Annotated in this window: 19 protein-coding genes; 6 read left to right on the forward strand and 13 right to left on the reverse strand. The window is 39.9% G+C overall.

Annotated features, from left to right (window positions below):
* The 6 genes from WDC_RS04870 to WDC_RS04895 form a co-directional block, all read right to left on the reverse strand.
* The coding region (locus WDC_RS04870; protein WP_044010754.1) for a family 78 glycoside hydrolase catalytic domain at positions 1-2,178 on the reverse strand (2,178 nt) is incomplete at its 3' end.
* Positions 2,179-2,213: 35 nt separating this feature from the next.
* Entirely contained in the window at positions 2,214-3,728 is a 1,515-nt protein-coding gene (locus WDC_RS04875; protein WP_044010755.1) for an MFS transporter, read from the reverse strand.
* Positions 3,729-4,179: 451 nt separating this feature from the next.
* On the reverse strand, positions 4,180-6,783 hold the full coding sequence (gene adhE / locus WDC_RS04880; protein WP_044010756.1) for a bifunctional acetaldehyde-CoA/alcohol dehydrogenase: 2,604 nt from the start codon (positions 6,781-6,783) through the stop codon (positions 4,180-4,182).
* A 357-nt stretch (positions 6,784-7,140) separates the two neighbouring features.
* Positions 7,141-7,671, reverse strand: a complete 531-nt coding sequence (locus tag WDC_RS04885; protein ID WP_044010757.1) for a DUF1836 domain-containing protein — start codon at positions 7,669-7,671, stop codon at positions 7,141-7,143.
* Positions 7,672-7,744: 73 nt separating this feature from the next.
* A complete protein-coding gene (locus WDC_RS04890; protein WP_052497797.1) occupies positions 7,745-8,455 on the reverse strand; it encodes a M15 family metallopeptidase in 711 nt (236 codons plus the stop codon).
* An 86-nt stretch (positions 8,456-8,541) separates the two neighbouring features.
* A complete protein-coding gene (locus tag WDC_RS04895; RefSeq protein WP_044010758.1) occupies positions 8,542-9,078 on the reverse strand; it encodes a hypothetical protein in 537 nt (178 codons plus the stop codon).
* Positions 9,079-9,448: 370 nt separating this feature from the next.
* On the opposite strand from WDC_RS04895, the gene WDC_RS04900 reads away from it, so the two are divergent.
* A complete protein-coding gene (locus WDC_RS04900) occupies positions 9,449-10,597 on the forward strand; it encodes an ArgE/DapE family deacylase (RefSeq protein WP_044010759.1) in 1,149 nt (382 codons plus the stop codon).
* Between the two features lie 254 nt (positions 10,598-10,851).
* Here the strand turns inward: WDC_RS04900 and WDC_RS04905 are convergent, their stop codons facing one another.
* The 3 genes from WDC_RS04905 to WDC_RS04915 all read right to left on the reverse strand — a co-directional run bounded on the left by WDC_RS04905 (position 10,852) and on the right by WDC_RS04915 (position 13,512).
* Positions 10,852-12,093, reverse strand: coding sequence for a glutamate-5-semialdehyde dehydrogenase (locus WDC_RS04905; protein ID WP_156127003.1), 1,242 nt, complete (start codon positions 12,091-12,093; stop codon positions 10,852-10,854).
* Entirely contained in the window at positions 12,086-12,922 is an 837-nt protein-coding gene (proB, locus tag WDC_RS04910) for a glutamate 5-kinase (RefSeq protein WP_044010779.1), read from the reverse strand. Before proB ends, WDC_RS04905 begins: the two co-directional genes overlap by 8 nt.
* 62 nt (positions 12,923-12,984) lie before the next feature.
* On the reverse strand, positions 12,985-13,512 hold the full coding sequence (locus tag WDC_RS04915) for an NAD(P)H-binding protein (RefSeq protein WP_052497798.1): 528 nt from the start codon (positions 13,510-13,512) through the stop codon (positions 12,985-12,987).
* Positions 13,513-13,593: 81 nt separating this feature from the next.
* Between WDC_RS04915 and WDC_RS04920 the strand changes: the two genes are divergently transcribed.
* Positions 13,594-14,544, forward strand: a complete 951-nt coding sequence (locus WDC_RS04920; RefSeq protein WP_044010761.1) for an aldo/keto reductase — start codon at positions 13,594-13,596, stop codon at positions 14,542-14,544.
* Between the two features lie 54 nt (positions 14,545-14,598).
* Here the strand turns inward: WDC_RS04920 and WDC_RS04925 are convergent, their stop codons facing one another.
* From WDC_RS04925 to WDC_RS04935, 3 genes are all read right to left on the reverse strand, one after another.
* On the reverse strand, positions 14,599-15,468 hold the full coding sequence (locus tag WDC_RS04925; RefSeq protein ID WP_044010762.1) for an ATP-binding cassette domain-containing protein: 870 nt from the start codon (positions 15,466-15,468) through the stop codon (positions 14,599-14,601).
* A gap of 306 nt (positions 15,469-15,774) precedes the next feature.
* The gene (locus WDC_RS04930) at positions 15,775-16,860 is read right to left on the reverse strand and encodes a PTS transporter subunit IIC (protein ID WP_044010763.1); all 1,086 of its coding nucleotides are present in this window, start codon (positions 16,858-16,860) and stop codon (positions 15,775-15,777) included.
* Between the two features lie 175 nt (positions 16,861-17,035).
* Positions 17,036-17,500, reverse strand: coding sequence for an RrF2 family transcriptional regulator (locus WDC_RS04935; protein WP_044010764.1), 465 nt, complete (start codon positions 17,498-17,500; stop codon positions 17,036-17,038).
* Positions 17,501-17,806: 306 nt separating this feature from the next.
* On the opposite strand from WDC_RS04935, the gene WDC_RS04940 reads away from it, so the two are divergent.
* The 3 genes from WDC_RS04940 to WDC_RS04950 all read left to right on the forward strand — a co-directional run bounded on the left by WDC_RS04940 (position 17,807) and on the right by WDC_RS04950 (position 20,553).
* Positions 17,807-19,177: a hemolysin family protein gene (locus WDC_RS04940; protein WP_044010765.1), complete on the forward strand. Its 1,371-nt coding sequence runs from the start codon at positions 17,807-17,809 to the stop codon at positions 19,175-19,177.
* 135 nt (positions 19,178-19,312) lie between these two features.
* Positions 19,313-19,777: a class Ib ribonucleoside-diphosphate reductase assembly flavoprotein NrdI gene (nrdI, locus tag WDC_RS04945; protein WP_044010766.1), complete on the forward strand. Its 465-nt coding sequence runs from the start codon at positions 19,313-19,315 to the stop codon at positions 19,775-19,777.
* 20 nt (positions 19,778-19,797) lie between these two features.
* Positions 19,798-20,553 (forward strand): nitroreductase family protein, encoded by a 756-nt coding sequence (locus WDC_RS04950; protein WP_052497799.1) that lies wholly within the window; start codon positions 19,798-19,800, stop codon positions 20,551-20,553.
* 211 nt (positions 20,554-20,764) lie between these two features.
* Here the strand turns inward: WDC_RS04950 and gnd are convergent, their stop codons facing one another.
* Positions 20,765-21,673, reverse strand: a complete 909-nt coding sequence (gnd, locus tag WDC_RS04955) for a phosphogluconate dehydrogenase (NAD(+)-dependent, decarboxylating) (RefSeq protein WP_044010768.1) — start codon at positions 21,671-21,673, stop codon at positions 20,765-20,767.
* Between the two features lie 153 nt (positions 21,674-21,826).
* Here gnd and WDC_RS04960 point away from each other — a divergent pair, with 153 nt between their 5' ends.
* Positions 21,827-22,669, forward strand: coding sequence for a MurR/RpiR family transcriptional regulator (locus WDC_RS04960; protein WP_044010769.1), 843 nt, complete (start codon positions 21,827-21,829; stop codon positions 22,667-22,669).
* The last annotated feature ends 231 nt before the right edge of the window (positions 22,670-22,900 follow it).

The following is a 22,900-nucleotide window of genomic DNA, read 5'->3' on the forward strand; positions in this document are numbered from 1 at the left end:
GATAAATTCACCGTCATTAGCGACAAATTTGGCAACCTTATTCGACATTTCCTGCCCATCGTACACGCCATAACACAATGCGTAGGCTGAAGCGTGGTGGGACGTATGCTTGTTAACCGTTAGATCTTCATTCAATGAATCATAGAATCGACCACTTTGCTTGTCGTACAACCGGGCAATCATCTGTTCTTTGATTGTATTGGCCCGTTTCGTGAAGTAAGGTACATCTCCATCATGCCCTGTTACTTCAGCAATTTGTGCCATCACCTGGTAGGCACCATAGAAAACGGCATTGAACGGTGTATTATATTTGCCTTCAACAAAGCCGTCTCGTTCTGGAATCGGCCAGTCAACCAAGCCATTATTAGTCACCAAGCCAACCTTTTCATCAAAGTTATCGACGCCTTTACCATTTTTTAAGTTGCCCATAAAGTCTGATGACGCACCATCGAAACTATCCTCACCTTTACCACGATTTAGTTTGATCTTCAAATTTTCATAACGCTTATTAAGCAAAGCACTATTACCGGTGTACATGTAATCTAGCCATGCCATTTCAATATTGAATAACTTATAAGCTTCGGGCCAGGTTGGATTATCAATTAAATAATCCAGCGTATGCCGGTCGAGTGAATAGTTAGAAGAAACAACAAAACTGGTTAATCCGTTGACTAACAAATCGCCTTCATATGGACGTCGTTCACGTGCTTGAGAGTCAACAAAGATATCTTGATTGGTGGCCTTAATAGTGTATTTAGACAACTCATATTCTCTGTTTAATAATTCGTTGTCGCTGCTAAATTCACTTTCGTTTTCGTCAAACGGCTGCTCAATTGCCCAACCATTAATTTCATCAGTATTCAGTTTGCCTTCAAAACCAACTAATTCGACATATCGGAAATTCTTTACTTGGAAGGTCGTAAATTCATTGGTGCCCGCAACCAATGTCCAATTTTCTACGTAATCTGGACCAGCGGCAATATGGTGACGGACGTGCCCGTCTTCATTCAGTTGCTCACCCATCAAAACATTAACTCGTTGTGCTACGTCACTACTTAAGTTAATTGATAAACTACCAATGATTTCTTTACCAAGATCGAGTAAATAATTTTGCTCACCTAATTTAGTAACTTTTTTGGTCGGCTCATTAGTCTTAAGCCGGGCAGAATTTTCGCTACGATAGGGAACTAAAACTTCATTATCAGCAATTATTTTGTCAGAATTAAATTGAGCGTTTGCCCAGTTATTATCATTAAAGTTAACATTTTGCCAACCTTGTGGATAAAAGCGCATATCAACATTTTCCGACACCATGCCAAAGTAAATACTGCGAATCTTAACACCGTAGTCACCGAAAGCACTAGATGCATCTAATGCTTTCCAGTTTTCGTCAGTAACGAGCAATGTGACATTTTTACCATCGATTGTAAATAGATCTAATTTAGCCCAAAATGCGCGACGTTCTGTGGTGCCACCGACTAAGGCACTAATCACATTGTCGCCATTTTCAAGATACTCTGTCACATCATATTTGTTGTAATAAACACCAGTCTTATCAGCGTCACCGTAATAATCAGCTTGAGCCCTAGCTGAGCCGACACCAACATTTTTACCATTGACATTTAAGTCAAATCCCTGAATGAACTGTGCCTCACTACCATGCGAAAATGCTGTAATAAACGCACTATCTACATTTTCTTTATTGATTTCAAATTTAGGACTCCGCAAGAATGCTACATTTCCTAACTGCGCCAGCTGTTGCTCACCCTTATTTTCTGCAGGACTCCATATACCGTGTAAATCTGCAGTATCAATCACATCTTGACAGACAAACTTTTCTGGCTCAGAAAAGTAGCTAATGTTGTCATAATTATCCTTGACTCGCACTTGCCAGTAATATAGCCCTCCGTCAGCAAGTTGGGCCTTTAATTCTGGCAAAACCACTGAAGTGTTATTTGCAGAATCAACCCAACCACTGTCATAAAAATAATTTTGATTGGCAATATCATGCAATCGCTTAACTAACACAATTTGAAATGCCTGCTGAAAACTCTGCTCGGCATATGCATGATCCCACCAACTAAAATGTGGTTCATTTGTCACTTCGTACGCAAAATCAAGTAAATCAACCCGTAAATGCGTTGGACCAACTAATTTTTCTAATTTTGAATCTGCCAATTTTATTTCCTCTTTTCAAAAATCCATGTACCTTGTTACTTGTCGTCTGGCCAAACTTTTTCGTAGGCCACTCCAGTTAAGTCCTCAACTGTTTTAGCTACGTTAGGCTCGACATCTGCTTTACTACCACCATCTCTCAAACGATCAATTTCATTCAAAACAATTTCATGCGATTGTTTATTCAGCTTGAACGTCAAAGCAACCAGTAGTGCCAGTACCACTAAACCACCAGTTCCGAATAAAAGGATGTTGGCAATCGCTTTTTGCGCCACTACTGGCTCACTAGCGGCATTTTTAACGAAGCCACTGTCATCAAGAACAAATCCAACTGCGATTGTCGCCACAGCCACCGTCGACTTCCGGGTGAAACTCATCACAGCCGCAAAGATACCAGCTCGACGACGTTTGGTAACGATTTCATCCAAATCCGGAATAAATGGAAACACGTTCCAAGGTGTAAATTCCAAGGTTGCACGACCGATTTGATAGAATAATGAAATTACAAACAGAATCAAAATAATGTGACTCTTAATTCCTAGCTTGAAAACGAAGTAATAACCGAGCAACATCACTAGCATTAGGCCATACCCGGTTGTGTACAAAAACTTAGGGCCAAACTTAACCATTGCAAACCCGGCCACAATGGTGACCAGTAATCCAATCAGGGAAAGTGACAACATGTTGGCAGCAACGGTAGCGGACAAGCCTAAACAGTAAATACAGAAATAGGCGAATACAGTGTTGAATGTATCCTTACCAGTAAATGAAAACAGATAAATCAACAAGTGTTTCCTAAAACTTTTAATTCTTAGCGTTGACCCATAATCGGCCAACAATCCCATAAACCTGCTCCAAAGACTTCCTTCATTAACTGAATCTTTTTCCAGTTCCTTTTCCATTTCTGGTGTCACTGGTTTTTCCCAGGTAACTGAATAACAAATGTAGACACCAATGACAAAAATAATTGCAAACATTGTTCCATTAATTAAGAATGGTGTTGGCGTATGCTGACCTAAAATGGCAAATAATTGACCGGGAATAAATGTAGCCAAGAAGGTGGCACCAGCGGAAATAAACATTCGCGCTGATGATAATTTAGTTCGTTCGTTATAGTCATCCGTCATTTCATTGGGTAATGTTTCATAAGGAATCATCATTGCGCTGGAAATAACTTCAAACACCATGTAAGTTGCAAAATAATACCAATACGACATTCCCGCAATCCACAACGTGATATACAGGAGCATCAATGGCGAGCCAATCAACAAGAAGAAGTGGCGACGACCAAATCTACGACCTAACTTGGTTTTATAAAAATTATCCGTTAAGCTTCCCATTAATAAACTACAAATTGCGTCTGCAACACGAGCAGCTCCGATGATTGAAGCACCCTGAACCGCAGTTAAATTACAATAGGATGTGTAGAAAAATAACATCCAGGCCCCAATAATTGTCATGGAGCCACCACCAACGAAATCAACAACCCCGTATCCAATGCCGCGCCAGACGGTTATTTTTCGCGGGGTGTAAACTTTGTTCTTCTTTTCCATTTCCTAACCCCCAAATAAATTGACGATACCCAGAACCACTAAATGAATTATTGCAATATTTTCTTACTGGTATATCAGTATAGAGTGAAATATGAAAACTGCAATAAAGCGTTTTCACATTTTACCTGTTATTCGTGCGCATTTGCGCACAAACTCACTAGTAGCAGCGCCTCACAAAATTATTTAAAATTAGTGACCACTTTCAAAATATGTGTTTTTGTTACTCTGATAGATACTTTTGATAACTTTGGTATTATGTTGTTATTGCTTTTTAAGACGGTTAATATTTTACTTCTTTTGGGATTGGTATACTCCTCTTTTGAATTGATTAACCAAGCAAACAGCCACAGAAACTTATGTATAACAGAAAAGAGCACTTTACGATTCTAAGCTCAAATCGTAAGTGCTCTTTTCTGTTATGCTCCAGCCTCTATTCGTAGCTGTTTACACTTTATTTTTCTACATTTGTCCCTTCAAAATCATCAATCATAATCTGTTTTAAGTCAGCGATTAATGGTTCCTTTGGGTTAGCAGTGGTACATTGGTCTTCGTATGCTAATTCGGCCATGTTGTCGACTGCTTTATCAAATTCAGCTTTCTTAACGCCGTTAGCCTTCAAACTTAATTCAACACCCACTGAATGGGCTAAGTCGATGAATTTTTGGACTAATCCTTCAACTAATTCTTCATCAGTTGTGCCTTGAACTCCGACATAACGTGCTAGGTCAGCATAGTCCTTGTTGGCACGGAAGTATTCATACTTAGGCCATGCTTGTAACTTGCGTGGCTCTGTTGCATTGTAACGAACAACATGTGGATATGTGATGGCAATACATAGACCATGAGCTAAACCGAACTCGCCACCCAACTTGTGGGCTACCGAATGGTTAATTCCAAGAAATGCATTTCCAAACGCCATTCCAGCCAGTGTCGAGGCATTGTGCATTTCTTCGCGCGCATGGGCATCCCCATTATACGAAGCGGTTAGGTTGTCAAATACCAACTTAGCAGCTTGCAATGACCATGGGCGGGTGTAATCTGATGCCAGCGCTGAAACAAATGATTCCGTTGCGTGCGTCAATACATCCAACCCAGAGTATGCAATCGTCTTCTTTGGTACAGTTTCAATAAATTGTGAATCAACAATTGCAACGTCTGGTGTCAAAGCATAGTCTGCTAATGGATATTTAACATGCGTCTTGCTGTCAGTAATCACAGCAAATGGTGTTACTTCTGAACCAGTTCCTGATGTAGTTGGAATCGCTACGAATTTGGCCTTGTTAGGCGTACCAAATCGGTATGTTCTCTTACGGATATCCAAGAATTTTTGCTTAGCGCCGAAGAAACTGGCTTCTGGATGCTCGTAGAATAACCACATATTCTTAGCAGCATCAAGTGGTGAACCACCGCCTAAAGCAATAATTGTATCTGGTTCAAATTCACGAATTTGTTGTACCCCACGTTCAACCGTATCTGTGGAAGGATCTGGTTCAATATCTGAGAAAATTTCATATTGAACTTGATTGCCGTTAGGACGACGTTTCAATTCATTTACAACAATGTCTGCGTAACCATATTTAACCATGCTTGGTCCTGTAATCAACATCACCTTTTTAACATCTGGCATGTCTTCTAGGTAACGAACTGAAGTCTTTTCAAAGTAAACTCGAGGTAATTTTACCCACTGCATATTATTTCGCCGCTTTGCAATAGTTTTGACGTTCAATAAATCAAATGATGAAACGTTGTGCGAGATGGAGTTTTTGCCCCATGAACCTGTTCCTAACGTTAATGAAGGAATCATTTCATTGTACATGTTACCAATTCCACCTAATGCAGATGGTGTGTTAACAATGACCCGACTGGCCTTCATCTTCAAGCCGAATTTCAAGATTAAGTCATCATCTTCTGATTGAATTACTGCCGTGTGGCCCAAACCACCAAAGTGCAGTAAATCATCACAAGTTTGAAATGCCTCTGCTTGAGTCTTAGCCCGATACATCGACAGCACAGGGGCCAACTTTTCCCGTGATAACGGCTGTTGCGGGCCAACACCTGTGATTTCAGCAACTAATATCTTAGTGTCATCCGGCACTTTGATTCCTGCTAATTCGGCAATTTTAACGGCAGACATACCAGGAATTGGGCCTTTAACGCCGCCACGCTTTTCATCAAACATTGCATCAGATAGCGCTTTTTGATCTTTTTTAGCAACAAAGTAAGCCTTATGTGCCTTGAATTCAGCCTTAACTTCGTCATAAATGGCATCATCAACAACGGCACTATTTTCAGAAGCACACACCATTCCATTATCAAACGTCTTTGATAGCAAAATATCATTAACTGCTCGTTTGATGCGTGCAGTTTTTTCAATATAAACTGGGCCATTGCCAGGGCCAACGCCCAAAGCTGGTTTACCAGTTGAGTAAGCTGCCTTGACCATGCCCGGGCCACCAGTAGCCAGAACACTAGCAACGCCATCATTATTAATCAGTGCTGTAGTTGCTTCCAAACTTGGTTGCTCAATCCATTGAATAATATTTTCAGGGGCGCCTGCTTCAACAGCAGCATCCAACAAGATTTTTGCAGCTGCAGCACTAGAACTTTGCGCTTGTGGATGGAATGCAAAGATAATTGGATTACGTGTTTTAACAGCAATTAAAGATTTAAAGATAGTAGTAGAAGTCGGGTTAGTAACTGGTGTAATCCCAGCAATCACCCCCAATGGTTCGGCGACTGTGATCAATTGTCGTTCCTTATCATCTTTAATCACACCAACAGTTTTGTCATGTGCAATTGAGTGCCAAATATATTCAGAAGCATAAATATTTTTAACTGCTTTGTCCTCAATGACACCACGACCGGTTTCCTCATATGCTAGTTTGGCCAATAACATATGCTTGTCAAGAGCGGCCATTGCCATTTGGTGCACAATATGGTCAATTGTTTCTTGATCGAACTGGTCTAATTTATCCAAGGCCACATGGCCAGCTGCCACCAATTTTTCAATTGATTGATTCACATCAACTTTTTTTGTTTGGGGTTCTTTAATCATTCTCTTTGCCTCCGTGTCCGATTAATTGTTTGTTAACTAATTCACAATTATCATTATATTACACTTTTAAATTTTGTAAAGGCATTTAAACATAAAATTTTTTAGCAGCAAAATATACTGTTCCATAGGCTTGCAGTTCTTCACAAATCAGTTTACTGTTTGCTTGGTAGTATACTATAAAAGTTTGTGAAACTTTTAACTAATTGTAATCGCTTTCATTTTGTGATAAAAATTTTAAATACATTATCTATTTTTCTGTTTAATTAAACACAACTATTAAAGAAAGCGCTTTCTTTTTTAGTCGATAAAAAATCGCGCATCCAAAAATGGAATGCCCGATCAATTTCTTTATGCTTTTTACTGCTTAACTTTTTTAATACTCTGGGGTTTACCAGTCTTTTCCATCATGCGCAGCAATTCTTCTGCCTTTAATTTTGTGACCACACTCTCTACTGCAACTTCCATTAAATTCTCGTTGATGGATTTCGCCTTAGTATCACCGACTGGTTGTTTGCGCAGACGTGCCATCAGTAATTCAACAAAATGATCATATGCTTGCTTAGGGTACTTCCGCAGTGTCACTTGGTCCATCCCTGACCGGATCACATCAATGGGAAAAGTAGCTTTTAACAGGCTAATCACTAAAATATCAGCAATATGCATCACTTGATACTTTTTCTTGATTGGTGCCAAAATAGCCTTATGTTTGACGTAATTGTTAATCATCGCTGGCGTCACTAAATCGAGTCCCATTGAACCAATTAGATTGTTAACATAAGCGACCACCTGATCCATATATAAATCGAAGTTAGGTAGTTCGTCCCATTTTGGTAAATTAATTTTCGCAAGATTAGTTTCCCAGCGCTCGTATTCTGTCATTGCATCCATTTATTTCACCTCGTTCATTTGACTCAATGGTAACGCATTCACCTAGTTTTGTAAACTAGATAACCTTTGATTGCTACTTAGATAGTTTGGCAACATATTGTTCCAATGTTAGATGCTGTTGATGCATGTATTTGGCATTGGCTTTACCAACATAGCGAAAATGCCAGGATTCATAGTCAATATACGTTGAACTTTTGCCATTTTTGGGATAACGCAGTACCCAGCCGTACTTCCATGAATTTTTCTTCAACCATTTACCCTGGGCTGTTTTAGCAAATGCTTGTGTCACATCACTACCCGCCGCATTTTCGGCTGGCGTAACAAAATCCATCGCTAATCCCGTTTGGTGTTCACTTGAACCGGCGGGATTGATTGTTTTAAGCGCGTCTTTCTTAGCTGCTGCGGCCGACATTCCTTTGGCTTCCCGTTCCTGCACGTTACGTGTCATTACGCCTTCTTGGTGTTCATACGAACGGTAGCCCGAGCCAGCTACCAGTTTTGCTCCAGCCTTGGCTGCTGCTTTCATTTTGTTGTAACTTGCTACTACCCGTGAATCGAGTTGTTGACTATTATCAACCGTGGTTAGTGTTGGTACAAATTTTGCATTTACTTGATGTTTTATGTTAACAACTTTTAAATTCCAATCGCTTTTTTTTGCACTGCTTGGCACCTGTGCAGTTGTCTTGTTGGAACTAGTTTTATTAGTACTTGTGGTACCGCAGGCAGCTAGCAATAGCATCATTGTCCCAGCAGCCACTATGGCGGTTATTTTCTTCCAATTCAAAACTCATCCATCCCTTTTAAAATTAAACGTAGTCTCAGTTTAACATTGATTTTAGCAGACAAATCAAAAAATAGATGAATTTAGTCTTACTTAACAATATGGTACAAACACCAAACCATATCCGGATGATAGGTTTCTAAAATTTGGTAATCATTATCAGCAGCCAGCAAGTCCTCGCTGACAATACTGAAACGATAGTCATCATGCACAAATTTTGCATATGCCGTCGCTTTGCTCCCGGCATAATGAATTGGCAGTTCCAGCTTTTCTTTAGTAAGATACTTTTTTAACAGGTTAGCTGTGGCCGGATGAATAATAGCCTTATCTTGTTTAAAATTGGGATTGCTAATCAAACACATTGTCTTTAAGGGACAGTGATAGACAGTTTCCAAACTCAGTTGATCCCAATATTGATAACTCAATTCACGCCAACCAAAATCCTTTTGTTTGCTCTGATACGCTGTTGGTACCAAAAAATAATCATCCCGAAACTTAGATAAGTTAGTAATAATGTCATCAAAGCTATCGTGTAACACTAGTTGATTGGAATCATCACCCGGAATGTGTGCTGCCGCAGCAACACTATCCGTTGTACTTGGTCCTAATGTATGAACTCGTCGCATTTAAAAACCCCTCTTCAAAATGAATCCGTTTGTTATTTCATAAAATTCATTGAACTAAAAAATCCGCCACATCTAAGCTACTTGCTTAAATCTAGCGGAGTTAAATTCATTTTAAGCTCCAGTAGATTCCACATCTACCGGAAAAGGCTTCCTTAGACATGGGCGCAAGTTAACAGGCGTCCATGTCTAAGCGACCTGGACGCTATCTAAAGAAACTAAAATTAAATTGAGTATTGTGTTTTTGCATTCGATCAAACCTCTCTCATTTAATTATCATAATTAAACCAGGTTTGCCTCCGCTTGTCAAACTCGAAATTGCAGCCAATTAAGTGTAAACTGAATTAGAAATTGATGAGAAGGAGATCTTGAATTGGAAAAAGAAGCAAAAATAAAATTATTACAGTCGTTGATTCAAACTAATTCAGCTAATGGAAATGAGCAGCAAGTCGCTGAATTAATTGCAGCTACCTTTGCTAACTATGGCATTCACTCCACCTTAATTCCCTATGACGAGAAACGTACTAACATCATTGCTGAAATCGGCCCTAAAGATAGCGATTATGTATTGGCGCTGGCCGGCCATTTGGATACCGTTGCAATCGGCAATATTGATAACTGGCAACACGACCCATTTAGTGGCGAAATTATCGGTGATTCAATTTATGGTCGTGGTTCTGCTGACATGAAATCCGGATTAGCAGCCATGGTAATTGCCATGATCGAATTACAAGAAGCCCAGATCCCGCTCACTGGTCGCGTCCGCTTCATTGGTACAGTTGGCGAAGAATTAGGAGCCATGGGGTCACGCGACCTAACTAAACATGGTTACGTCCATGATGTGAGTGCCATGATTATTGGTGAACCAACAACTGGCGATATTATTTATGCTCACAGCGGTTCAATTGACTATACCGTAAATTCATACGGCAAGGGCGCTCATAGTTCAATGCCTGAACGTGGTAACAATGCGATCAGTAATCTGGTAGACTTTATCAATGCCGAAAAAAATGCGTTCGACGATGTACCAACCAGTCCCGTTTTAGGACCATTAGTACATAGTGTCACTGTCATTAACGGTGGTCATCAAGTTAACAGCATCCCCGAATTCGCTAGTTTAGAGGGCAACATTCGACCGGTTCCTGAATTTAATGCCAGTCAATCTGCCCAACGGTTACAAACGGTCATTGATCAACTGAATCAAAAACCACAAAATAATTTAGAACTCAAAATTGATTTCAGCTTTGAACCCGTTGTTAACGACCCTGATGGTGAATTTGTGTCGATTATCAAACAAGCACACCAGGTTGCATTTGGCACAGCTCCTAAGCTGGATATTATCCATGGCGCTACCGACGCGTCAGAATATATTAAAGATGAACATGACTTCCCAATGATTGTGCTTGGTGCTGGTAACTGGGGCGATGCTCATAGCGTTGATGAAACTGTTAAAATTGATAATTTTTTGAAAGTTAGTGAGACCTATCGACAAGTAGCGCTGACGACTTGTGCAAAAAAATAGGTACGACCGGATATTGTTAAATTGAGCGCCGCACATCTTTATTGCGTAAACGCGTTCGCAACCACAGAATTCTGCGTGTAGCATAAAAATAGCACTGACATGGTCTTTGACCATGCTGAGCACCGCACATCTTTATTGCGTAAACGCGTTCGCAACCACAGAATTCTGCGTGTAGCATAAAAATAGCACTGACATGGTCTTTGACCATGCCAGTGCTATTTTTTCGTTACACTCCGACTTCTAACCGTGGTTGCTCACGCTCTTGTTTGTCCATTTCCATAAATCACATACTTGGTTGAGGTCAATTCGTTTAAGCCCATTGGTCCTCTTGCGTGTAATTTTTGGGTGCTGATTCCAATTTCTGCTCCAAAGCCGAACTTGAAGCCGTCCGTGAACCTCGTTGATGCGTTTACGTAGACACATGCCGCATCAATTTGCTGGAGAAATTTTTGACTATTTTCATAATTATCAGTCACGATGGCTTCTGAATGTTTTGTGTTGTATTTGTTGATATGCTCAATGGCCTCGTCAGTTGAGTCAACCACCTTGATTGCCATAATATAATCGTTATATTCACGACCCCAGTCTTCTTCTGTAGCCGCTACAATTCCGGGCAAAATTTGTCGAGCGCGTTTATCACCACGTAATTCCACGTTGAATGCCGCTAACGCCTTTGCAATGGTTGGTAAATATTGCTTGGCAACTGCAGAATGAATTACTAGTTTTTCAGCCGCATTACATACTGATGGACGCTGTGTTTTGGCGTTTACAACAATGTCAGTCGCCATTTTTAACTGGGCAAACTCATCCACATAAATGTGACAGTTACCAGCACCCGTTTCAATCACTGGCACCTTAGCGTGTTGCACCACCGTTTGAATTAACCGTGCACTACCACGGGGAATCAGCACATCCAAATACTCGGTTAATTCCATTAATTTTTGGGCCGTCTCATGAGAAGTATCATGTAAAATCTGAATCGCATGTTCATCTAGGTGATTGTTGACTAAAACTGCTTGCAAGCATTCAACCAAATAGCGATTAGTCGAAATTGCTTCCTTGCCACCGCGTAAAACAACCGTGTTACCGCTCTTAAATGTCAATGCAAATGCATCAACAGTAACATTTGGTCGCGCCTCGTAAATAATACCGATAACACCCAATGGCACCCGCTGTTTGCCGATTAATAAGTCATCTTCAGTGCGCCACATTTTATCCACATCCCCGATCGGATCTGGCAATGAAGCCACCTGTTCTAGTCCCTGCGCCATTTGTTCAATTCGATCTGCATCCAACTTTAACCGATCGGCAAAATTAGCCGGAATATCCACTGCCTGTTTTAGATCAGTCTGATTAACCGCAATAATTTCGTCCTGATGACGACGTAACTGGTCCGCCATTTGCCGTAAAACATCATTTTTTTGATTTGTTTTTAATTGCGATAATTGCCGTTCTGCTTGCTGCGCCTGTTGCCCAATTTGTATTAAATCATCCATGATTTTTCAATCCTCTCGCGTGTGTTGCAGCAGTGAACAAAGTACCGACTGGTTTACCAGCCAAAATGTCAAAAATAATTTTCGGATCCGCACCGTTAGCTAGAACCATCTGGCTACCAGCGGCCATCACTCGTTTAGCCGCTTTTAATTTGGTCACCATACCACCTGTACCAAACCGAGTACCGCTGCCTCCTGCTTCAGTGAGCAGTTCATCAGTAACACTCGTAACCACTGATAATGGTGTTGCCTTCGCATTAGTTCGTGGATCAGCATCATACAAACAATCGATATCTGACAGGACAATTAATAAGTCTGCATTTAACGATGTCGCCACTAATGCCGACAACTCATCGTTATCCCCAAAGGTCGTCCGGTGATCCATTTCGTCGACTGCGACCGTGTCATTTTCATTCACAATTGGGATGGCATTCATTTCCATTAACTTGTTAAAAGTATTCAACACATTTTGCTTGCTCACCGGATAATCCATCACATCATGTGTCAGTAATACTTGGCCAATTTGCTGGCCATAACTGGCAAATCGTTGATTAAAAATCGAAATTAATTCATTTTGTCCAATGGCAGCAATTGCCTGTTGTGCGGCCATTTCGGTTGGTCGCTTATTCAAGTGTAACTGGTTGAGACCAACACCAATAGCGCCAGAAGACACTAATATTACTTGGCGCCCATGTTTACAGGCAGCACTCAAGACAAAGGCAAGTTCGTCCATCGTTTTCAAATTCAGCTGACCGTCTGGATAAATTAAACTGCTCGTGCCGATCTTAACGACGATCCGCTGTGGATCTTTGAGCTGTCGTTGCTGGTCCATTTCTTCACCCACATTCAAATTGTTTTCCCTATTCTAATCAATTTACCATTTTTTAACAACTATTAGTTATCCGAAATTCCAACCGATTGATTCAAATACCGGTCTGTCGTCGCTGCTATCATAACTAAATCGGCTACTCCAGCAACTCCGATCTGGTCACCACGAACTGGTTCGCCCTCGTTAGTGATGACGCTTGGAGTTTTATCGGCAACTATTTTTGTAGCTCGAATCAGTGTGTATGGCACCTCAAGTTCATCGAGCATTTTAGTAGCATATTGAAACGCGTTAATTTTATCTGCAAAGTTACTCCCAAGTTGTTGTTTTAACTTGGCAGTATCAACCTCATCATTAATGCCTGCAACTGCCAGCATGACGATTTTGTGCGGCGCTAATTGACGCCGATCAATTGCATCAACTAGCGCAAAAACGTCTTCATCAACCGCATCTTCATTTGGCAGCCACACTAAGACCGCTGCCGTAGATTGGCTAAACTGGGACTTAAATTCAACTTCATGATTTGTTTGTTGAAATTGGTGTCGGAGGAATTGTTTTAATTGTGTTTCCTGGGGCGCTACAACCAATATTTGCATCACATGCTTGCCTCTCGTTCAAAATTTTTATTAATTTAATCCGATCGTGCTACACTAAGAATAATTCAAGGAGGTCTTGATATGAAATATTCAAATGTAACAATTGGTCACTCACAGGTTAGTTCAACACCGCTAGGGCTAGGAACCAATGCCGTTGGTGGTCATAATTTATTTCCTAACTTAAATGAAACAACCGGCAAAAAAGTGGTAGCTACTGCACTGAACCATGGCATTACCATGTTGGATACTGCCTATGCCTATGGTAAGGGTCGCTCTGAAGAATTGATTGGTGAAGTCATCAAAGATTTTGACCGGCATCAAATTATCTTGGCGTCCAAAGCTGCTCATATTTTTAATGATGACGGGTCCCAAACCATGGAAAACGATCCGGCATTTTTGATCAAGGCAGTTGATGCAAGTTTAAAACGCCTTAACACTGATTATTTAGATGTTTTTTACATTCATTTTCCAGACGACCATACGCCTAAATACGAGGCTGTCGGCGCATTGCAAAAATTAAAGGAAGCTGGCAAGATTCGCGCGATTGGAATTTCTAACTTTTCATTTGACCAGGTGCAAGAAGCCAACCAAGATGGTTACGTCGACGTAGTAGAAGACCAGTATAGCCTGTTGCATCGTGATAATGAACAGCAGCTAATGCCATATTTGCATGAACATCAAATCTCATTTGTCCCATATTTCCCATTAGCTTCCGGCTTATTAACTGGCAAATACAAGACTGATTCTACCTTTGCTGCTGCCGATATTCGCAGTTCCAATCCGGATTTTCAAGGCATGCGTTTTCAAAATATCGTTCAAGATGTTACTGCATTAACTCCAATTGCAACCAACCATCATGCTACAATTGCACAAATTATTCTGGCATGGTACTTACAAAATCCGCTAATTAGCGTTGTTATTCCAGGTGCTAAGCAACCGCAGCAGGTTCTCGATAACGTGGTTACCATGGATATAAAGCTAACGGATTCCGAGTATCAAACTATTGATCATGCGTTCGATAATGTAAACTAACAGGTTTAACTAACTGGGACTAATTTCCCAGTTTTTTTATTCCCTTTGGTTGGCCTAAAAGATCATCAATTCATCATCTATTTCAGCGTCTTGAATCCGCACATCGGTAATAGTCGTTTTTTCTAGCAATGGCAGTAGTACCTGAATATTACCAGAGAAAATAAGTTTAGTTTCTGTCTGGGCCTCTTGAATAATGTGTGCTCCTAAACTCTCAGCCAATTCAATTGGAAAACCAGTACCCGTAATTGTTACCATGCAATCAACACTATCATGCGTCGGTAATTCACGCTGATTAGTAATCTTTCCGTTACGTATATAAACAATTTGATCGGCAAATCGTTGCAATTCGTCAAAGCGCTCGCTCGCAAACAAAACGGTTGCATTCATTTTTTGAACATAGTCATGCAGTAGTTGCCAGGTTGCTTTTCTTTGACTATCATCCATTAAGCTGGTTGCCTGTTCCAACAACAACAGTGGCAATTTTTGAATTGTCATCATAATAATCCCCAATTGTTGTTTTTGCCCCTGAGCTAAATCTGCGACTCTGGCGTTTAGCTTAATACCAAACTGGTTAACTATTTGCTTCGCTTGTTCAAGTGTCACTGCCTGGTCACTTTTTTTGATTGTCGTTGTTAGAAGTTGTAATACATCTCCGTGCTTAGCTAAGACAACCTCTTCATTTTGGTAACCAATTTGAGCTGCTAATTTTTTTCGCTGCTTATACGCATCAAGTCCATTGATGTGGATCGCGTCTTTCATGATTTTTTCTTGGCCTAAGAGCAACGCAAATAAAATATTAATCGAATTTGGTCCATTAGTGCATAAAGCATTAATCGTTCCTGCCTCAAAATTAATCGTCCAATCACTCAACGCCTCTTGCTTACGATCTTCTTTAGTTAATGACTTAATTTCGACAACTGCCAAATTTTCCCACTCCATTTCTGCTTAATACTTAGATAACTTTATTGTACCTGCTGCACGGAATTACACAAGGGGGTGAGGGAACGAAAATAAGCGTGAGAAAAGACAGATCCTCTTCGATGTCCATATTACTAATCGCTAAAGCGATAAGTAATTTTGGCTCTTCGATGTCCATATTACTAATTGCTAAAGCAATAAGTAATTTTTGGCTTGTGCTTAGCTACGTAAAGGGAACGATACCTAATTCGTATCGTTCCCTTTACTAGGCTATGCTCAGAATCTATGCGCCTTTTTTTATCACTCTTATTTTTATACAATCTCCAAATGAAGATCGTCTTGCTCTGCCCAGTGGAAAGCTCTCATAAGTCTGTAGCCTGCTACCGAAATGATAGCTGGCAGTAAAATGCCACAGAAGAGGTAAACCCAGAACGAGTGCATATTAGTCGAAGCCAAATTAATTGGTGCAATTAATGAGGTTAACCCTAAGCCACCAATTGTGTACGGTACACTGAATTGGAAAAATACCGTTCCAACTGCTGCACTGACCATTGCCGCCACAAACGTTGGCAAACATAGACGCGGATTCTTCAATAAATTTGGAAACTGAACCTTAGGTGTAATGAATCCTTGCGCAATATTAGCGCCAACGTTGTTTTCTTGAAATGACATTACCAAGAAACCAACAAATTGAGCTGTCGTTCCAATTAAAGTTGCACCTGAAGAAATTGGATCCAAAGCAATCGCAATTGCTAAGGCAGCTGAAGACGCAGGTGTCATCAAGAAGATGGCAAATGCCAAAGCGAGGAGCATCGAACCAATCAATGGACTAACAGTCATGGCACCTGAAACCCATTTACTGAGGGCATTAAGAGCAGGGGTTGTAACGGCTCCTGCACCAAGGCCAAACATTGTTCCAACAAATGTTGAAGCTAGTGGAACCAGCATCATATCAAGTGGTGTTTTACCGGTTAGATATTTACCGACCATTACAGCTAAAACTGCTGCTAAAACGGCACTAATTGGTTGACCACTAGCAAAAACCATACTTGAAGCTGCTTCATGAGCTTGCCACCCGGTTGCAGTTGCACCACTAACTGCTGATGTGGTGAAGTAAACAGCGTTAGCACCAACTGTAGCGGAAATCATGGCGCTAAACATAACCAATGTATTAACCTTTAATTGCGAAGCTACGGCTGCCCCAAATCCAGCTGGTAATAAAACTTGAGCAATTGCGCCAATTTGATAAAGTTGATTCCAGTGAACAATGTTTGCAACGGATTGGAATAATAATCCGACACCTAACATAACTAAAATAACATTTGAAACCGCTGCTGAAACATTGTAGACATAATCTTTAACGGACATTTTGCTGTCCGTTGCTTGTGTATTTTCCATATATGTATCCCCCTTGAAGTTGTTCTCGATAAAGCTATGTATTATTAAAATATGATGAGAACTTGATGACAATTTAATCATCTTTCCTAGTAGCTGTCAATCACTTTTTTGATGTTTTTTGATCAACTAAAAAAGGCAGAACCCAGTGAAAGCGTTCTAACCATTGATATAACTATTAATTATGTTTAATTCGATCAATAAAATAACCGTGATGTTCAATATCGTTTTTGAGATCCGCTAGTGTAAATTGATGATAAAATTTGCGATAATCTTCATCTGCCAGCGTAAATAAATCGGTTAAAGTCTCCTTGATATTTCCAGCAATCGCCGTGGCATCATCTTGCTCCAATTCGGCATTATTCCCAGTAATAAATCGTGCGTAGCTAATAGTAGGCGGAATCGTTAAATCATATAGCTCACCGATATTACATTGTTGCAATGTTTTAATCAGGCGGTAACCTCCATTTTTACCCACACTACCCTCTACGTAACCATTTTTATGTAAGAGCGACAAGATATTTCTGATCATCACGGAATTTAAATCTAACGATTGAGCTAGCTCGCGACTGGCAATTCGTCGATCTCTATGTTGATCCAAATACAATAAACTATGAACAGCTACCGAAAAATCAAGACGCATTGCGTTACTTCTCCTTGTCAATTTAATTTACTTCTTAACTAGTTATAACAATTAATAGCAGAAAATTCCAATCTATTTTTAGGCTAATTGTTACTAACCCGGTAACACTGGTGTCTCAAAACAATATTATAATGAAGGTAAATTCAATTTAAAAATTAGAATCGACTTATTTATAATTCGTAAAATTTAATCAGTCAAACCGTTGATATTATTTGCATTTATAGCCAATTTTAGGTACCATTATTGAAACTGCGGAAACTTTTTCGCATAATTTGGTTTATTGACCCAAGAAATGAGGAATAGTTGTTGGATAGCGGTCAGATAATAATTAATCTTGTAATTATTTTAATCACTTTCTTCTTTGCCGCATTCTTTGTGGCAGCAGAATTTGCGCTTGTACAAACACGCCTAACTGCATTACAAGAAGCACAAGAAGCACGAGAGAAACCATCGGTGAAGTTAAACCGAGCCATCAAGATGGTTACTAATCTAAATGAATACCTGTCAACCACTCAAGTTGGTGTCTCCGTCTGTGGGATCATTTTAGGTTGGGTCGGGGAATCTACTATTGAGACAATGTTATTAGATGCAATTGATGTGACCCACTTACCAATTAGCCAAGGCGGTCTTCACGCAATCGGAGCCATTTTGGGTGTTATTATTTTGACATATTTAGAAGTGGTTTTCACAGAAATTGTTCCTAAGAACGTGGCAATTGATATGCCACTAAAGGTCATGATGTTTGTCACAACCTCACTGCATGTCTTTCATATTACGTTCTACCCATTTGTTTGGTTACTGAACACTTCTGCTAGTGGTGTCGTGAAGATGATTGGTTTGAAGCCAGCTGATGAAACTGACGAAGTATTATCACAAGGTGAAATACTGAGTCTTTCTCGAAACGCAGTTGCCGGTGGAGAGCTAGAAAAAAACGATCTACTATATATGCAACGGGCCTTTGAGCTTAATGATAAAGTTGCTAAGGATATCATGATTGATCGGACCCAGTTAGTTGTCATCACCATCGATTATACAATCAAAGAAGCTATTAAGGTCTACTTACAAGAAAAATACAGTCGTTTACCGGTAGTGGCTGATAATGACAAGGATAAAATCCTTGGTTATGTTTACAATTACGATTTAATTCGCCAGTCACATACGGATCCTGATATTTCATTAAGCAAAATTGTTCGGCATATATCCACTACACCTGAAGCAACTCCGATTACTACAGTCTTGCAGCAGATGATTCATAAACGAACACCAATTGTGGTTGTAGTTGATGAATATGGTGGTACCAGTGGAATTATCACAGATAAAGATATTTATGAAGAACTATTTGGCACGGTGCGTGATGAAATCGATGACGTTTCGGATGAAATTATTTTCAAGCAAGACGATGGTTCCTACAAGGTTAGTGGTAAAACAACTACGTACGACTTTGAACGTTACTTTCAAGCTGAAATTAAAGAATTCGACCGATCTGAAGTGGTTACCATCACTGGTTATATCATTGATAACTATCCCAACATTCATGTTGGTGATATAATCACCATCCAAGAATTCAATTTTGAAGTGCTTGATTTTGAAAATTCTTACATCAACTGGTTTAAGGTTACTAAGAATACTGATATTAAACCAGTAGATGATAATTTTACAGCTGAAACAATGAAATAAACTTTAAAAGCAGCTGTAGCTAGCTGCTTTTTTGTTTTCAAATAAAAATTCATAAAAAAGGTGTATCGTTTTGTGACGATCCCGGTTAAAATGACTTAAGGTATTAAACTCGTCAATACGGAAGAAGAGAAAAATATGGATCCTATCAACATGCTATATATTTCAATTGAAGGAAACACCCGCTCGTTCATGGAACGCTTTATGGCGTATGCCAATCAACAGCATGCCATTGACAACACGCTCCCGGAGATTAAGGCGCGTGAAATTTCAGAACAAACTGATTTTACTGATGAAGCTGAACCATTTTTTGTTTCAGTGCCAACATACTTAGATGGTGGTAACGGGATCGATTCAGGGGTCAAGGAATTAATGACCAACGTTTTAGGTGAATACATCCATTATCACAACAACGCCCCCCAATGTATCGGTGTGATTGGCAGTGGTAATCGTAACTTCAATGAACAATACTGCCTCACCGCTAAACGGTATGCGCAACAATTCAACGCACCATTTATTGCTGACTTTGAGCTGCGTGGCACTTCACGCGATATTGAAGATATTTATAATATTGTGGTCAAGCAATCGCAACAACAGAAATAAACTTGAAGGAAATGATTTTGATGGACAATCAAACAATTCACACACTCATGAATCACCGAACGATTCGTGATTTTAGTGACCGTCAATTAGACCAAGCAACCGTTAACACATTATTGGCGGCAGCATCACAAACTGCTACCTCTATGTTCATGCAACAATTCAGTGTTATCAGTATCACCGAGTCAAGCCTAAAGCATACATTTGCTGAAATCACTGGCGACACACATGCTGAAAAAAATGGCCATTTATTTATTTTCATCGCGGATCAGTATCGTAATTATCAAATTGGTCAAGCTAGCGGTCAATCAACTAAACTACTTGGCGAAGCCGATCGACTACTTGCGGCCATTTATGATGCATCAATTGCTGCAGAATCATTGACAACTGCAGCTGAAAGTATTGGCCTTGGCGCTAGTTATCTAGGGAGCATCCTCAACGAACCCCAGCAGCTTGTTGACCTCTTGCATTTACCAACGTTAACATTCCCAGTTTTTGGCGTTGCGGTCGGCTATCCGGTAACCATCCCGGAACAAAAGCCACGTTTACCATTAACTGCTATTCATTTTACCAATCAATACCACCTGCCTGATAATTATTCGCAACTGTTAGATAATTATGATCATGAATTAACAGATTATTATAATCAGCGCAGTACCAATTCCAGGGTTGAAACGTTTCGACATAATATAATGCGCCAGTTGGCAAAATCTCCCAAACAGCGCCGGACGGTTCTTAAGGTGCTGCGCAAGCAAGGGTTTTTATTAGATGAACAATAAAAGAATGGTTAGTAACTTTTATACTAACTATTCTTTTTTACTGCTGTATTTTAATTCATCTAAAAATAGATTGTTTTTAAATATTTGAACAGTGCTCCACAACACAGTTCCCTGCAGTACAACGCAAATACCCACATCAATCCATGGTACAAGGATTAATGTGGGTATTTAACTTATGCTACGACTTCTTAACGCAATTATTTACACTTTTTTATTTTTTATCAACCGCATGGCCACCAAAGCCATTACGTAATGCAGCAACCACTTTACCAGTGAAGTTGTCATCAGCATCACGCATTGATTCATAACGCATCATCAATGACAAAGCAATAACTGGCGTTGGAACGGCCATGTCCAATGATTCTTGTAATGTCCATTGACCTTCACCTGATGAATGCATCCGGCCTAGTAAGTCGTCTAGTTTAGGATCCTTGGCAAATGCATCTTCTGCCAGTTCCATTAGCCAGCTACGAACAACTGAACCATGGTTCCATAATTTAGCAACAGCTTCGTTGTCATAGTTGTATTGGCTGTTTTCAAGCACATCAAAGCCTTCACCAATAGCTTCCATCATTCCGTATTCAATCCCATTATGAACCATCTTTAGGTAGTGACCTGAACCGGCTGCACCAGTGTACAAGAAACCATCTGGTTCTGAAACTAGTTCAAAGATTGGCTTTAATAATTGATCGAAGGCGGCGGCGTCGTCGCCACCAATCATGAAGTTACCACCATTTAAGGCACCACTTTGACCACCGGAAGTACCACAGTCAAAGAACTTCATGTCTGCGTTTGTAACTAATTCATTATGCTTCAATGAAGCCTTGTAAAATGAATTACCACCATCAACAATCAAATCATCTTTATCTAGGATTGTTGTTAATTGTTGAATGGTTGCATCGGTTGGCTTACCGGCTGGCAACATCATCCATGCAATCCGTGGTTGATCTAATTTAGAAACTAAATCTTCTAAGCTACTTGCTGGAACTGCCCCAGCCTCTTGTGCTGCTTTAACATTGTCAGTTGCCAAATCAAATCCGACAACCTCGATTCCGTTCCGCACCATATTCTTAGTTAGGTTAAGACCCATCTTACCAAGGCCAATCATTCCAACACGCATGTAAAAGATCCCTCTTTCTGTTATTTTCAAATTTATTTACGAAATTTATTATATGCAAAAAACTATCAAAAATCAACCATAATAAATGAAAACTATGCAAATTAATTTAAACTTGGTATACTAATGCTAGAAAAAAATAGGGGAGCATAACCGATGGCTTTACAATTAATTGAACGCATTTATTCTAAATACGATACATTAGGCGCTAGTAGCCGTAAAATTGCTGATTTTTTGCAAAATAATTTAGTCGCTTGTAATCACAAGTCAATTCAGTCATTGGCGGAACAAATTGATACCTCCGTTTCGACTATTTCTCGGTTCGCCAAGCGCTTAGGATATGCTAATTATCCAGAATTGCAACTAGCCATCACCCAGCAAATCAACGAACCTGAATCTCTTTCAGCTGATATCGACCGAAACGATCCCAACATTATGGTGGCTCAAAAGGTATTCAGCTCCAATAGTTCTTCACTCAATAAAACTTTAGATCTATTGAACGAAGAAACATTAACTACCGCTGTTTCCTTAATTGAACAGTGTCAGCGACTTAGCTTTTTTGGTCTCGGTGCGTCCGATGTTGTTGCCCTTGACGCCTACCATAAATTCCTCCGAACGCAAATCAACGCTGTTTTTAATACTGATTACCATATGGCATTGATGCAAGCTGCCAAAATGGACGAGCATGATTGTGCCATTGTTATTTCACATAGTGGCCGTAACCTGGACACTTTGAAAATGGCTCGTATTTTAAAAAATAACCATGTCCCGATCATTGTCATCACTAGTTTTTCTTCTTCTGATCTCGCTAAACTGGGTGATGTCACATTCTACTCGGTGTCAGATGACTCTAAATACCGCTCACAGGCTTTGTCGTCGCTTATTTCGCAAATGAGCATCATTGACTGTTTGTACATGTCCGTTATGCGTGACGAGGCTGCAAAGGCCAGTCCAAAGTTAGCTAAGATTAACAGCGTTATCAAACAAACCAGAGAATAATCGACTACCCGGGATCTGCTTTAGTTAGGACTGCTGCGCAAACTGTAAAATTGGGTATAAATTAGTAATTTATCGCTTCTTTTTTTGGCGGTTAAACTGCAAGAAGAGATTCCACCACGGTTCAAATCAAGGATCACCAATAATTTATTATAAATGAATATTTGTTACTTTTTTACTAATATGCTGTCATTGTTAAATGGCAGCATTTATTTGATACTCATAGTAATTACA

Source organism: Paucilactobacillus wasatchensis, assembly GCF_000876205.1.
Classification (GTDB): Bacteria; Bacillota; Bacilli; order Lactobacillales; family Lactobacillaceae; genus Paucilactobacillus; species Paucilactobacillus wasatchensis.